The sequence below is a fragment of the Stenotrophomonas sp. PFBMAA-4 genome, from assembly GCF_030053215.1.
Lineage (GTDB): Bacteria > Pseudomonadota > Gammaproteobacteria > Xanthomonadales > Xanthomonadaceae > Stenotrophomonas.
In genome coordinates this window covers 133,761-147,770 of sequence record NZ_JASGBW010000004.1, presented here as the reverse complement: position 1 = coordinate 147,770, position 14,010 = coordinate 133,761, and the positions used below count along the sequence as shown (strand labels likewise).

The 14,010-nt window shown below is 69.7% G+C and carries 13 protein-coding genes; 4 read left to right on the top strand and 9 right to left on the bottom strand.

Going from position 1 to position 14,010, the window contains the following annotated elements; all coding sequences use genetic code 11:
• Nucleotides 1-6: 6 nt before the first annotated feature.
• Nucleotides 7-2,025, bottom strand: a complete 2,019-nt coding sequence (locus QMZ26_RS04550) for an alpha/beta fold hydrolase (protein ID WP_283220699.1) — start codon at nucleotides 2,023-2,025, stop codon at nucleotides 7-9.
• Entirely contained in the window at nucleotides 2,022-2,999 is a 978-nt protein-coding gene (locus tag QMZ26_RS04545) for a DUF4105 domain-containing protein (protein WP_200733300.1), read from the bottom strand. Before QMZ26_RS04545 ends, QMZ26_RS04550 begins: the two co-directional genes overlap by 4 nt.
• A 172-nt stretch (nucleotides 3,000-3,171) precedes the next feature.
• Here QMZ26_RS04545 and QMZ26_RS04540 point away from each other — a divergent pair, with 172 nt between their 5' ends.
• A complete protein-coding gene (locus QMZ26_RS04540; RefSeq protein ID WP_079220870.1) occupies nucleotides 3,172-3,576 on the top strand; it encodes a GFA family protein in 405 nt (134 codons plus the stop codon).
• On the opposite strand, the gene QMZ26_RS04535 is transcribed toward QMZ26_RS04540, so the two are convergent.
• Nucleotides 3,573-3,746, bottom strand: a complete 174-nt coding sequence (locus QMZ26_RS04535) for a hypothetical protein (protein ID WP_159095296.1) — start codon at nucleotides 3,744-3,746, stop codon at nucleotides 3,573-3,575. The genes QMZ26_RS04540 and QMZ26_RS04535 overlap by 4 nt on opposite strands.
• Before the next feature lie 250 nt (nucleotides 3,747-3,996).
• Between QMZ26_RS04535 and QMZ26_RS04530 the strand changes: the two genes are divergently transcribed.
• Nucleotides 3,997-4,791, top strand: coding sequence for a hypothetical protein (locus QMZ26_RS04530; protein WP_283220698.1), 795 nt, complete (start codon nucleotides 3,997-3,999; stop codon nucleotides 4,789-4,791).
• 480 nt (nucleotides 4,792-5,271) lie between these two features.
• On the opposite strand, the gene QMZ26_RS04525 is transcribed toward QMZ26_RS04530, so the two are convergent.
• The 6 genes from QMZ26_RS04525 to QMZ26_RS04500 all read right to left on the bottom strand — a co-directional run bounded on the left by QMZ26_RS04525 (nucleotide 5,272) and on the right by QMZ26_RS04500 (nucleotide 11,706).
• On the bottom strand, nucleotides 5,272-6,159 hold the full coding sequence (locus QMZ26_RS04525; RefSeq protein ID WP_283220697.1) for a LysR family transcriptional regulator: 888 nt from the start codon (nucleotides 6,157-6,159) through the stop codon (nucleotides 5,272-5,274).
• Between the two features lie 38 nt (nucleotides 6,160-6,197).
• Entirely contained in the window at nucleotides 6,198-7,076 is an 879-nt protein-coding gene (locus tag QMZ26_RS04520; RefSeq protein WP_283220696.1) for an SDR family NAD(P)-dependent oxidoreductase, read from the bottom strand.
• An 85-nt stretch (nucleotides 7,077-7,161) separates the two neighbouring features.
• The gene (locus tag QMZ26_RS04515) at nucleotides 7,162-7,380 is read right to left on the bottom strand and encodes a hypothetical protein (protein WP_079220866.1); all 219 of its coding nucleotides are present in this window, start codon (nucleotides 7,378-7,380) and stop codon (nucleotides 7,162-7,164) included.
• 70 nt (nucleotides 7,381-7,450) lie between these two features.
• Entirely contained in the window at nucleotides 7,451-10,138 is a 2,688-nt protein-coding gene (locus tag QMZ26_RS04510) for a protein kinase (protein WP_283220695.1), read from the bottom strand.
• Nucleotides 10,135-10,737, bottom strand: a complete 603-nt coding sequence (locus tag QMZ26_RS04505; RefSeq protein ID WP_283220694.1) for an ECF-type sigma factor — start codon at nucleotides 10,735-10,737, stop codon at nucleotides 10,135-10,137. The genes QMZ26_RS04510 and QMZ26_RS04505 overlap by 4 nt, the downstream gene beginning before the upstream one ends.
• 105 nt (nucleotides 10,738-10,842) lie before the next feature.
• Nucleotides 10,843-11,706, bottom strand: a complete 864-nt coding sequence (locus tag QMZ26_RS04500; protein ID WP_079225111.1) for a DMT family transporter — start codon at nucleotides 11,704-11,706, stop codon at nucleotides 10,843-10,845.
• Between the two features lie 133 nt (nucleotides 11,707-11,839).
• On the opposite strand from QMZ26_RS04500, the gene QMZ26_RS04495 reads away from it, so the two are divergent.
• Nucleotides 11,840-13,219: a PLP-dependent aminotransferase family protein gene (locus QMZ26_RS04495; RefSeq protein ID WP_283220693.1), complete on the top strand. Its 1,380-nt coding sequence runs from the start codon at nucleotides 11,840-11,842 to the stop codon at nucleotides 13,217-13,219.
• 78 nt (nucleotides 13,220-13,297) lie between these two features.
• Complete coding sequence (locus tag QMZ26_RS04490) at nucleotides 13,298-13,972, top strand: class I SAM-dependent methyltransferase (RefSeq protein WP_283220692.1); 675 nt, start codon at nucleotides 13,298-13,300, stop codon at nucleotides 13,970-13,972.
• Nucleotides 13,973-14,010 lie beyond the last annotated feature (38 nt).

Below are 14,010 nucleotides of genomic sequence, written 5' to 3'. Positions count from 1 at the left end.
CCGGCACTACCGGGTAGCGGCCCCCACTTCGTCGATGTCACGGTGCAGGATGCGCCGCACTTCCAGCACCGCCTGCGGGCTTTCCTGCACGCTGTGGCCGGAGATGATCACCTTCTCCGACTGCGCGCCCGGCAGGTGCGCGCTCCAGTACGGCACCAGGCCATCGTCGGATTTCTCCAGCGGCAGTTCCGGTTTGCGCTGGGCGATGATCGAGTGGTACTTCAGGCCCGGTTTGATCGGCAGCTGCGCGGCCGCCTTCACGAACGGATCGCTGGCCTTGAGGTTGTCGATGCTGTTGGGGATCTTCGGCTTGGCGGTGCCATCGACCTGCTGCTCGGCCTGCGCCAGCGCCAGGAACACATCCTCGAACTTGCCCAGGATGGTCAGCGGCAGGCGCACCAGCCGCCCGATCAGGCGGCCGACCTTGTTGCCGGCGATATCGGTGCCCTGGTGCGGGGCGGCGATGAAGATCGCGCGCTCCACCTCCGGCTGTGCCTTGAAGTGCAGCAGCGGCCCCAGCTTGCTCTGCACGCGTTTCAGGCGCTCCCCTTTCAGGTCGTAGTTGGCCAGCAGGTCGTTCCACAGCACATCACCCGAATCGCTCACCAGCAGCCGCGCCAGCACGCCGCCCATGCTGTGGCCGATGTAGACCATGTCCTTCGACGCACGCGTGCTGCCGTTGGCATCGAAGTGCTTCAACGTATCGTTGAAGGCAGTGGCGATCTCGTAGCGGTTCAAGGCGATGGGCGCGTTGGTGGGGTAATAGACCTGCCACACCTGGAACTGCCGGCGCAGCTCGGGGTCGCCCATGATCTCGTTGGCCAGGTTCACCCAGGCCTCCGGGCTGCTGGCCAGGCCGTGCAGCATGAAGATGATGCGGCGGTTCGGGTCCCACGGCTGCATCAGGTAGATGTGCGGTTCGCCGATGCCTTCGCTCAGGCCGAACAGCGTGCGCAGCGACTGCGTGGCGAACCCGCTCTGCGCCAGCCACAGGCCGTAGGCCGCGGTGAAGTTGCCGGCCAGCGGCACCTGCTCGCCATGCAGGGTGATGCGTTCGGTGGCTTCCGGCGAATAGGCATCCAGTTCGACCCGCCGCGTGCGCATCACATCGTCCAGGCTGTCACCTTCGAAGCGCAGCAGCGCGGTGACGTTGATCGAGGACATCTCGCTGAACTCGGGCACGCCGTCGTCATGCCGATGGCGGCGGCCGCGTGCCGCGTCATCGTCGTCCACCGCGGGTTCGGCCTTGGGGCCATCGGCTGCCACCACCGGCACCACCAGCTTCGGCGGGTCCATCACCATCACCAGCTCGGCACCAAAGCCATCGCGGCGGTAGGTGCTGCGCAGGCCGACGAAGCTGACCGTACCGGCCGGCACCAGCTGCGACGGGATGCTTTTCAGCGCCAGCTGCTGGTAGTTGGCGGCCAACGTCCAGCTGCCGGCAGACATCGGCCGGGTGTAATCCTCGCCAGCCAGCGCCGCCGCACGCGCCCGCGCGAACAGCACCACCGCGGCCTTTTCCGCCGCGTAGTTGTAGTAGTCGCGTACCTGCGTCTGCCGGTCTTCGAACGCGCGGTCGGAGGGCGAGCGACCGCTGAAGAACAGGTAGGCGTAGCCGTAACGCGCCGCCTCCAGCCACGCGTCGAGCGCGGCATCGCTCATCGGCGGCTCGCCGGCGGCATGCTTCTTCGGGGTCAGCGCCAGTGCGGCCTTGACCCACAGTTCGGACAGCGTCGACAGCCGCTGCTCGACATTGAGGTCGTCGGTCATCAGCAGCGTGCTGCGGCAGACCAGGAAGTCCTTCTCGCACTGCGATTCATCCAGGCCGGCAGCGCTGAGCGTTTCGCGCGAGGCCGGGCTGAGCTTGCCGGTATTGAGCACGTCGGCGCGCTTGTTCACCAGCGAATCGCTGGAGGCCACCTGCTTGACCGTGACCATGGCACAGCCGCTGCTTGCCAGCAGGACGCACGCCGCCAGCAGCGCCGGCAGCACGCGCTGCCAGCGGATCGGGAAAACGAAGGTCATGGCTGCGGATCCTGCCCGGTGCCGGGAATGCCGCGACGGATCACGGCGGAGAAGTTGTCGCCCGGCGCCATCTGCAGCGCGCGTTCGGTGATGCGGCCCTTGGCCTGCAGTTCGGCATACGGCACGCCGGGCGCCAGCGCACCGACATCCTGTGCGTACTCGGCCAGGTAGCCGGACAGCAGCAGGCGATAGTCCAGCGGCAGGCCCGGGGCGATGTGCCGGGCCAGGTCGAAGACGATCGTGGTGCAGTTGCTGGTGGCCGTGTTGTAGAAGGCCGGCGCGGCATCCAGCTGCCTGGCCTCATCGAGGTAGGCGGCGAACAGCGCCTTCAGCTGGCCGCGGTCCAGGCCATGCAGGCGGTACAGGTAGACATCCTCGCCCCGCGCATTGGTGCGCGTGCGCAGGATGTCGGTCTCTTCCGAGGCCACCAGGGTCATCTCGAAGCGGCGGAAGAAGCCTCCCAGCGCCGAGAACGATTCGCCGCGCTCCTTGCGGATCTCCAGCGAGAACACCAGGTGGCGGCCATCGTCGAAACCGAACGAGACCAGCGTATGGGCGATGGCTGGGCCCATCCAGTAGGACAGCGCCAGATCGGCCGAGCGCAGCTGGTCCAGGTCGTACTCGCGGCGCACCCAGCGCGCGTCGTAGTCGGTCTCGCTGCGCCAGGTGAAGTCGCGCACATTGTCCAGCACCACGTGGCGGCCATCGAAGGACGCCACGTGCAGGCGCTGCGCCACATCGTCGGCCCAGTCGCGGTCCTGGCGCGGGGTCAGCAGCAGCCACCACAGGCCGGCCAGCACCACCGAGGCCACGTAGAAGCCGATCCAGCGGCGGGCCTGTACACCGCGCGCCACTGTCCAGCTGGTCCACAGCGCCGCCAGCAGCCACAGCCCGGCCACGCCCGCCGACAGCCAGCCCGGCCCGGGCAGCTGGTAGGCAAACAAGCCGGCCATCCACAGCGCCAGCAGCGCCATGGCACATCCTGTCATCCAACGTCCTGCGGCTCTCACGGGCATCCTGTCGCGTTCGGGGGGCGGCATAGTTAGCCACAAGCGAGCTGACGCTGGCATCACCGGCCCATTCAGCAACGGGCGCCGGCCGCCGGGGCAGCGCATACTGGCCGGGTCACCACCTTCGGGAACAGCGATGGGAATCACCTCTGTAGCCGGTGTTGCGGTACAGCCCCGGCACCGCGCCACCTGCCATTGCGGCGCGGTCGAGCTGCTGCTGGACCTGCCCGACGGCATCGTCGACCCGCGCCGCTGCGACTGCTCGATGTGCCGGCGCCGTGGCGCCATCGCCGCCAGCGTCACCCGCGAGGGGCTGCAGGTGGTGCGCGGCCAGGACCACCTGCGCCTCTACCAGTTCAACACCCACGTGGCCGAGCATTACTTCTGCGGTGTCTGCGGCATCTACACCCATCACCGGCGCCGCTCCAACCCGGACCAGTACGGCTACAACGTGGCCTGCCTGGAAGGCATCGATCCCTTCGCGCTGGGCATCATCCCGGTCAACGACGGGGTCAACCACCCGGCCGACCAGACTGCCTAGTGGCGCGTGCGGCGCATGGCCGGGGTGACCTTCTGCCACGGTGCCATGCCGCTGCGCCCTGCCCGTACGGGGCGTTTCAGCCAGGGCCTGCGCGGCGGCGGCGGCGGGTCGACCGCCATCGGCGGCGGCAGCGGACGACGGCTGGGCCAGAGATGATCAAGCAGCCACATGGCGGATCTCCGTGGGGGACGGGGATGATCGACTCTAGCCCTGCGGCGGCATGGACCGCGTGAGTCCCTGACGACACGACGATGACATGCCGGGGGACTTACGCGCGTTCCGGATTGGTTTCGTGCAACGCCTCGCTGCGCCCCAGCAGCAGCTGCCCAGCGCGCGGCTGCGGGTGTTCATCGATTACCTGGTCGAACACCTGTTCCGTGCTCGATAGACTGGGCAGCCGTATTGGAAGCAGTTGCGCACATGGCGATCAAACACCTGGACGTACTGAAACTGCTTGCCGCCGCCGGGCTGGTCGAGGCCATCGACGGCGACGTCAAGCGCTGCGCGCACTGGGCGCGACTCCCCCCTGAAGCCGCCGAGCGCGAACCTGCGCAGATCGGTGCAGAGGTGATGGGGAACGTACTGCTGCGCTGGAACTGCATCCTGCAGGCCGATCCGGCCGAGGTCGCGCCGCTGTATGTCCACAAGACCGCGTTGGCGCTGGCGGTGTGCCTGCATCGCCAGGGCTTCGCCGATGCGAAGCTCACCGACGCAGCGATTGCGGCGATCGCCGCCTTGAATGCCGCCGTGGCATTGAAGGACACCTTCCATCGCCGCAGTGCGGACATCGAAACCCTGCTGCGCAGCCCCGCGTTGATGCCTGCACGCCGCCCCTCGCAGGCGAAAGCGCACACCGCGTGGCGCACCGGTGACGTGGTCGGCATGCAGGTGGGCGACCGCCACCATGCCTTCCATGTACGGGAGGTCAGCCAGGGTGCGCCCATCGTGGAGTTCTACGACATCGTGCAGGACACACCGCTGGCATGGGAACACCTGCAGGGCGTCATCGCCCGTGGCGAACGGCTGAACGACGGCCGGGCGTACGTGGACCGGCATGCACTGTATGGGCTGCAGTACCAGCCCGACCCCGCCCACCAGTTCCGCCTGCTGGCCAGCGGCATTGCGCAGGGGCCGGACAACGCGCACCTTGCCCGGCACAGCGGCCTGTACGCGGTCACCGATGTCTTCCGCATGGCGCGTGACCTGCTGCCATAGTCCAGGCCTGCGAAGAGTGCACCGCCCGCCGCCACTCCCCAGATGAGGTGCGCTCCGCCTGCGCAGAGCTGCAGCGCTCACACCCACGCTGCGGCGTGGATGGGCGGCGGGCGATGCGGGTTGGCGTACCGGAAGACTCTGGAGCGGACCGGCGGATCGGGATGATCCCCACGCATCACCCGCCACGGACCAGCGGGCCGCGCCGTCCGGAAGCCGTCCTCCCTGGACAGCTTCCGGACACGCGCCAGAGTTTTTTGGGACGCCAATCCCAGCCAGCCACGAAGGCCGGCGAAGGGATGCTGACGGCGCGTGCCGACGCTGGCTGTAGGGGTTACCCGCAGCCACCCCTCAGGAATATGCGGATCGCCAACGCAGCGCGCTGAAACCTTTGTTCTGCGGTGCCCGTGCGCCGGCGTCGCAACGTGCTGCAACTGGTATTTCAGGCACCACCGGCGCGGCAGAGACACGCCGCAATGTCGATCACGACAGATCCTGCTGGGCGGCCAGTGCCAGGAAGTGCTGCAGCACCGGCCCAGCCACGCCCGGCCGCGTGCAGAACTGCAGCTCGAAGCCCGCCTCGGCGCCGTCAATGACGCGGTAAACGACTTCCTGCGGACGGAAGCTGGCCATGCTGGCCGGCACGATCGCCACGCCCGCATCCACCGCCACCAGCGACAGCACCGCGTGCATGCCCTGCGCCTCCTGCACCACGCGCGGGGTGAAGCCGGCCGTGGTGCACAGGCCCAGCACCTGGGCGTGGAAGCCAATGCCCTCGCCCGCCGGCCAGGACACGAACGGCTGCTCGGCCAGCATCGCCACGGTAAGCGCCGGGCACGCCGCCAGGGCGTGCGTGCGCGGCAGGGCAATGGCCAGGCGATCCTGGTCGAACCCCTGCAGCGCCAGCTCGGTGGACGGAATGGGTGGGATCAGCACACCCAGGTCGATGCGTTCTTCGCGCAGCCACTGCTGCTGTTGCCGCGAGGTGGCCTCATGCAGGTGCAGCTGCACCTGCGGGAACGCCTGGCGGAACTGCCGGATCAGGCCTGGCAGGCGACCGTACAGGGCGCTGCCGACGTACCCCACGCGCAGGCTGCCGATCTGCCCGGCCGCCGCTTCACGGGTACGCTGCAGCGCCTGCCCGGCCTGTTGCAGCGTGGCACGGGCTTCCACCAGCAGGGTCTGCCCGGCGGCGGTCAGCCCCAGCGTGCGGTTGCCGCGCACGATCAGGCGCGTGCCCACGTCATCCTCCAGCCGCCGCATCGCCGCCGTCAGCGGTGGCTGCGACATGTGCAGGCGCGCGGCGGCGCGATGGAAATGCAGTTCTTCGGCCACCGCCACGAACTGGCGGAGCAGGCGCAGATCGATCATCTCGGCACGGGCAGCGGGGGGCTGCCTAGGGTACGCGCTCAGCCGCGTGCGTCGACACTCGGCCGTGCGATCACCGGCCACTGCAGGGCCACCGCTTCGATGCTGTCGGCCGCCACCGCGCGCAGGTCGCGCGGGTAGCCCACATGTTCGGCTTCCTGCAGGCGCAGGGCATGGAACTGGCCGTTGCTGGCACGCAGCACCCAGCCCCCTTCGTAGCACCGCGTCGATGCCAGGAAGGCCACGCCACTGGCCACCGCATCGGGGTGCAGCTCGTCGGGCTCGCCGTCGATGCCCCACATGCGCGTCTTTGCCACCGGCGAAACGGCGTTGACCACGATGCCGTGCTCGGCGCCCTCCAGTGCCAGCACGTTGACCAGCCCCAGCGCGGCCATCTTCGCCATCGCGTAGCCCGCCAGGCCTTTCTGCGCGTATTGCGGGTACAGCGCGCGGTCGGAGGTGGTCACCACGATGCGGCCGCCGCCGGCGTCGCACATCGCCGGCCAGGCGGCCTGGGCCAGCCACAGTGGCGTCTTGGCGGCCAGCCGCAGCATCTGCTCCAAGGCATCGTCATCCACCGCCTCAAGCAGTTCGTACGCGACCCAGCCGGCGTTGTGCACGATGAAATCGATGCGGCCATGCCGTTGCAGCAGTTCGCGCACCAGCGCGTGGCAGCACACGCGCGCATTGATCGCGCCCGAGGCCGCCTCCACTGACAGACCCTGTGCCTGCAGGGCGGCCACGGCGTCGCCGATGCGATTGGGGTCGCTGCCGCGGCCGTCGAGGCCGGCGCCCACGTCATGCATCACCACGTGTGCGCCGCGCTGCGCCAACAGGCGGCTGTAGGCCAGGCCAAGACCGCCGGCCGCGCCGGTCACCAGGCCGACCTGGCCTTCAAAGGATACGAGGGAAGGTTTCATCCGCCGCAGCATGGGCGATGCGCCCGCGCTGCGGCCAATACCGATTGTCCACGCGCACGATAGCCGTTGCGTATCAGCCACGGGCTCAGGCTTCCGAATCGCTGCGGCTGATGCGCGACACGCGCCAGCCACCATGCGAGGTGAAGCGCCCGCTGTCCCCCCACACCGCAAACCGCAGCCCAACCACCGATGCGCGCAGGCGCGAGCAGTGCCACTCGCGCGCTTTGCCGTAGGCCTTGGCAAAGCGGTGCAGCAGCCCGCGGTTGGTTTTCTCCGGGCGCTGGGCCAGTCGATCATTGCGCATGTTGCGTTTCCCCTGTTGTCCATGCAGTGCGGATGCCTGTCATGGAACAACCGGAGAAACCGCGCGGAACCTATCGCGCCCGGGCAACCTTTGTGTCGGCCAGCTGCGCGTCCAGGGCCGCCGCGCGCAGCAGGAACTCCGAATGCGGCGACAGCCCGACCAGCTGCGGGCGGGCGCGCTGCAGCTGGGCCGCAGCCGATGCCGCGTTGCCGGACTGCAGCAGGCTTTCCGCATACGGAATGCGCCACTTCGCCGTGGCGGTGGAGTCGGCACCGTAGAAGCTCTCGAAGGTGGCCACGACGGTCGCCCAGCGCGCAGCGGCATCACCGGCACCACTCCGCTGTGCCAACAGCGCGGACTGCATCTGCTGGCGCAGCGCCAGGCTCGGCACCGGCGCAGGATGCTGCCGATCGAATGCGGCCAGCGCTTCCCGCGCCTGGGCGATGCGGCCGGCACGGGTCAGCCACTCCAGTTCCACCAGTTCCAGCGTCACCAGCTGCTGGGAATCGGCCGCCAGGGTACGCCGCCACACCACGCCCACTTCGCGCAGCAGCGGCTCGGCTTCGGCGGTACGGTCCGCACGCATCAGCAGACGCGCCAGCACCATCTGCACGTCCAGGCTGCGCGGGTGCTGCGTGCCCAGCAGCCGCTGGTGCAGGGCCAGCGTCTGCCGGTAGCCCTGCTCGGCCAGGGCGAGGTCGCCGCGCGCCTCTTCCATGATCGCCCGGCCGTACACCATGCCGGCGTACGCCAGGCTGTCGGCCCCATCCGCCCGCGCGCTGGTGGCGATGGCCGCATCGAAGTGCTGCTGCGATTCGCCATAGCGGCCAAGATCGAGATACTGGCCGGCCAGCGCGGCTTCGGCCGAGGCCGTATAACTGCTGTCGATGCCGAACAACTGGCGGGTGATGGCGAAGGTCTGCTCGGCCAGCCGCATCGCTTCGTCGGCACGCCCCTGCGCCAGCAGCGTGTAGACCAGCGAGCGCAGCACGCGCAGGCGCGCCGGCCCGTGCAGGGGCGAGGCATCGCCTCCGATGGCCGCCGCTTCGCGCAGCGTCTCCTCGGACAGCGGCAACCTGCCCTGCGACCGGTACAGCGTGCCCAGGTTGGACAGCGTGGTCATCCGGCCCGCATCGAACGCCGCGCCCGTGCCACCGCGGGCCAGGGCCAGTGCTTCGGCATAGGCCGCGTTGGCCTCGTCGAAGTGCTCGCGGCTGGCGTGGGCACGCCCCATCGCATTGAGCAGGTCGATACGCACGCCGACGTCGTCATCCTGTTCCAGCAGCGCCAGCCCGCGGCGCGCCCCTTGCAGGGCGGCATCCTGCTGGCCGTCCTCCACCTGCAGCAGGGCCCGTGCGGCTTCCACCGCAGCAATCTCGTGCGCCGGTGCACCGGCCTCGCGCAGGCCCTGCACGGCGCCCTGCAGCAGCGCGCCGGCTTCGCGCGGCTGGCCCAGGTTGCGGTAGGCACGGCCGAGCGCGGCCTGCAGGCGGGCGCGCACCAGCGGCGAGGCGGACAGATCCTGCTCGATCCGCAGCGCACCGAGATCAAGCACCTCCCGCGCAGTCATCGGGCGGTCGCCGCGGATGCCCGGCTCGGCCGAATCGAAGGCCGCCACCAGCACGTCGGCGATGCTGGACGCGGCCGCGGCGTGTTCTTCCGCGCGTGCCCGCGCATCGCCGATGCGCTGCACGAAACCCACCGCCACCAGCAGCGCACAGGCCGCCAGCGCCGAGGCGCGCCACTGCCGGCGCAGGAACAGGCGCGCGCGCTGCACGCGGCTGGGCCGCCGCGCGCGCACCGGACGATGCTGCTGGAACCGGACCACGTCCTCGGCCAGCGCATCCACCGATGCGTAACGATCGGCGGCAACCGGCGCGCGTGCACGGGCGGCCACGGCCATCAGGTCGGCGTGCAGGCGCACCGCCGGCCCACCCAGCGCCAGCAGTTCGTCGAGCATCACCCCGAGGCTGTAGATGTCATCGGCCACCGCCGCCGGGCGCCCCGAGCGCCGCTCCGGGCTGGTATAGCGCGGCGTGGCGTAGGCACCGGCCTCGCTGCTGCCGTCATTCATCAGCCGCGAGATGCCGAAATCCAGCAGCACCGGTTCGTCATCGCTGCGCACCAGCACGTTGGCCGGCTTGATGTCGCAGTGGATCACGCCCTGCGCATGCGCAGCCTGCACCGCGCGGCAGACCTTGCAGAACAGGCCCAGCACCCGTGCCAGGGTGATGTCCGGCGCGCGGCAGGCTTCGTCCAGGCGCTGCCCGTCGATGAATTCCATCACCAGGTAGGGCTGGTCGGCGGCCGCACGGCCGACGTCATACAGGCGGGCAATGTTGGGATGCTGCAGGTCGGCCAGGATCTGGCTTTCGGCCTGCAGCCGCTGCGCCAGTGCCGGATCGAAGCTGCGTCGCATCACCTTGATCGCCACCTGGCGGCGGTACAGCTGGTCGGCGCGCTCGGCCAGGAACACCCGGCCCATGCCGCCGGCCGCGAGCAGGCGCACCAGCCGCCACGGTCCGATCAGCTGCCCCACCTGGGTATCGCCCGCATCCAGCGAAGCGAGCACCGTATCGATCGAACGCTGCATGCCGCCCAGCGCCTGGGTCTGTGCACGCAGCAAGGCCAGCGTCTCGTGCACCAGCGTTGCGTCGCCGGTCAATGCATGCAGCTCGCGCTCCCACTGCGGCTCGGGCAGTTCGCAGACCGAATCGAACAGCGCGCGCACCGCGCCCCAGTCCACCGCGCTGCTCATGTGCCGGCATTCCCCGCAGGCGTGCCACCGAGGTGACGCTTGAGCCAGGCCTTGGCGAAGCGCAGGTCGCGATCGACGGTCGGCACCGACACGCCCTGTGCCGCGGCGATTTCCTCGCGGCGCATGCCGCCGAAGTACATCCACTCGACCGTGGAACTGGCGCGCGCATCCACATCGGCCAAGGCCAGCAGCGCCGCATCCAGCGCCAGCACGTCCACGGCGTCCTGGTCCTCCACGCCTTCGCGATCGGCGTGGCCCAGAGTGAGATGCAGCTGATCGCCGCCCCGCTTGGCCGCGCCCATCGCACGTGCGTGGTCGACCATCACGCTGCGCATCTTCAATGCGGCCAGGGCCAGGAAGTGCACGCGATCGTTGTAGGCCGTACCGGGGTCGAGCATCCGCATCAGCGCCTCGTTCACCAGCATGGTGGGCTGCAGCAGGCCGGGCGCATCGCCACTCAGCCGGACTGCCGCCATGCCGCGCAGCTGGGCGTACAGCATCTGCAGCAGGCGGTCGCGCGCGGACAGATCGTTGCCCGTGCTCCAGCGCCGCAGCAGCGTGGTGGCGCCATCGTCAGCGGGCGATCCGGAGGCCGTCATCTACATCGCGATCCATGCTCAGGCAGAGACCGCATTATTGCCCATGGCAGGTGCCAGGCGACATCGCAGGCCGGCACACAGCGTGCCACGGGCCCCGCGCCGCCGTCAGCGGCTGAAGCGGCGTGCCCCTGCCACGCAGGCCACGGCGGCCAGGGTCACCAGCAGCATGCCGGCGCTGACCGTTTCATGCAGCAGCAGCGCCGCCAGCGCCAGGCCGAAGAATGGCTGCAGCAACTGCAGCTGGCCGACGGCGGCAATGCCGCCCTGGGCCAGGCCGCGGTACCAGAACAGGAAGCCGACCAGCATGCTGAATACCGCCACGTAGCCCAGTGCCCACCACGCCGGTGCACCGATGGCCGCCATCGACGGCGGGCGCATCATCACCGTCAGCGGCAGCATCACCGGCAGGGCCAGCAGCAGCGCCCAGCTGATCACCTGCCAACCGCCGAGGTGCCGCGCCAGGCGCCCGCCCTCGGCGTAGCCCAGGCCGCACACCACGATCGCCGCCAGCATCAGCAGGTCGGCCTGCAGCGACGCTTCGATGCCGTTGCGTGCCGCGTACCCGACCACGCAGGCGCTGCCCAGCAGCGAGAACAGCCAGAACGCCGGTCGTGGCCGCTCACCGCCGCGCAGCACGCCGAACAACGCGGTACTCAGTGGCAACAGGCCGACGAAGACGATGGTGTGCGCGGACGACGCCTGGCGCAGGGCCAGCGCGGTCAGCAGCGGAAAGCCCACCACCACGCCCAGGCTGACCATGGCCAGGCCGGGCAGGTCCGCGCGCGCCGGCCGGGGCTGGCGCAGGGCCAGCAGCAGGGCGAGGCCGAGCAGTGCGGCGATGCTGGCGCGCGCGGCGGTCACGAAGCCGGCATCCAGCTCCAGCACCGCCAGCCGCGTAGCGGGCAGCGAGCCGGCAAAGATCACCACACCGATGAAGCCGTTGATCCACCCGCTTGCCGACCGTTCCACGCTGACATCCGTTTGCGAAGGGCCACGCGTGGCCCGGGCCGCCATTGGGCCATTGCCACGCCCAGCCACCCAGCTACAATCCAGTACAGTCGCAAGTAACTGTACTGGTCACACTTCCCACACAGTCGCCGCCATGTCCCGATCGCCCAGCCGTATCGACAGCGTCATCCATGCGGTGCGCACGCGCATCGCCGCCCGCCAGGATGGCCCCGGTGCGCGCCTGCCTTCGGTACGTGCACAGGCAGCGGCCATGGGGGTTTCGGTATCCACGGTGGTCGAGGCCTACGAGCGGCTCGCTGCCGAAGGCGTGATCGCCGCGCGTGCCGGCTCCGGTTTCTACGTGGCCGGGCCGCTGCCGCCGCTGGCCCTGGCGGCCATCGAGCCGCGCCTGGACCGCGCGGTGGATCCGCTGTGGGTCTCGCGGCAGTCGCTGGAAACCCCCGCCGAACACCTCAAGCCCGGCTGCGGCTGGATGCCCAGCGAGTGGTTGTACCAGGATGGCCTGCGCCGCGGCCTGCGGCGCATGGCGCGCGCCGAGCCTTCCGCACTCACCGACTACGCCAGCCCGCTCGGCCTGCCGGCGCTGCGCCAGTCGCTGCAGCGGCGAGCGGCCGGCTTCGGTATCGAAGTGCCGCTGGACCAGGTGCTGCTGGCCGAATCGGGCACGCACGCGGTGGATCTGGTCTGCCGGCTGCTGCTGAAGCCGGGCGACAGCGTGCTGGTCGACGACCCCAGCTACTTCAACTACCACGCGCTGCTGAAGGCGCACCAGGTGCAGGCCATCGGCGTGCCCTACACGCACAGCGGCCCGGATCTGGAAGCCTTCGCGGCGGCCCTGCAGGCACACGCGCCGCGGCTGTACATCACCAATTCCGGCCTGCACAACCCGACCGGCGCGGTGCTGTCGGCGGCCACCGCGCACCGGCTGCTGGGCCTGGCCGAGCGCAGCGGGCTGACCATCGTCGAGGACGACATCTTCGCCGACTTCGAGCTGCGCCCTGCCCCGCGCCTGGCCGCGCTGGACGGGCTGTCACGGGTGATCCATGTCGGCAGCTTCTCCAAGACCGTGTCGGCCGCTTCGCGCTGTGGCTACATCGCGGCGCGTGCGGACTGGATCGACGCGCTGGTCGACCTGAAGCTGGCCACCAGCTTCGGCGGCGGCCACATGGCTGCACACCTGATGCAGATCGCGCTGACCGACAGCGGCTACCGCCGGCACATGCAGGCCATCCGTGCGCGCCTGGCCGATGCCCGCAAGCACACCCTGCGGCAGGTGCAGCGCCTGGGCATCACGCCCTGGCTGCTGCCCGAAGCCGGGTTGTTCCTGTGGTGCCAGCTGCCCGATGGCCGCGATGCCGCCGCGCTGGCCCGGCAGTGCCTGCGCGAAGGCGTGGTGCTGGCACCGGGCAATGCCTTCAGCCAGTCGCAGCGCGTGGCCGACTATGTGCGCTTCAATGTCTCGCAATGCCAGGACCCGCGCATCTGGCAGGTACTGGCGCGGGCGCTGCGCTGAAACGCTTGACGTTTTCCAGGCGTGTCGGCTTGACGAGCACGCTACAGTGGAATGTCCCCCCTGCCACAGGAACGCCCCATGTCGACCTTCAATGATCCGCAGGCCGTCGCCCGCTACGCCGAGGGTCCGCTGCGGCAGGTGCCGGGCTTCCTCGCCCTGCAGCAGATGAGCCAGCTGCTGCTGGCCGAACATGTGCCCCGCGAGGGACGCGTGCTGGTGCTGGGCGCCGGGGGCGGCCTGGAGCTGAAGACCTTTGCTGAAGCCCATCCGGGCTGGCAGCTGCTGGGCGTGGACCCGGCCGCACCGATGCTGGCGCTTGCCGAGCAGACGCTGGGGCCGCTGATGGCGCAGGTCGAGCTGCTGGAAGGCTATATCGACGATGCACCCGACGTGCGTTTTGATGGCGCCAGTTGCCTGCTGACACTGCACTTCCTCGATGCCGCGCAGCGGCTGCACACGCTGCGCGAGCTGCACCGGCGCCTGCGTCCGGGTGCGCCGCTGGTGGTAGCCCACCACAGCGTGCCCGCCGATGAAGCAGGCAAGCGCCGCTGGCTGCAGCGCTACCTGGCCTTCGCCGAGGCGTCCGGGGTGAACCACGCCGATGCCCAGCGCACGATCGAGGTCATGATCGAGCGGCTGCCGCTGCAGTCACCCGAGCAGGAGGTGGCGTTGCTGCAACAGGCCGGCTTCGACGGCGTGGAGCTGTTCTATGCCGGCTTCAGTTTCAAGGGCTGGGTGGCGTACGCATCGTAGAGTCGAGCTTGCTCGATTGATCGCTACCGCAGTCGAGC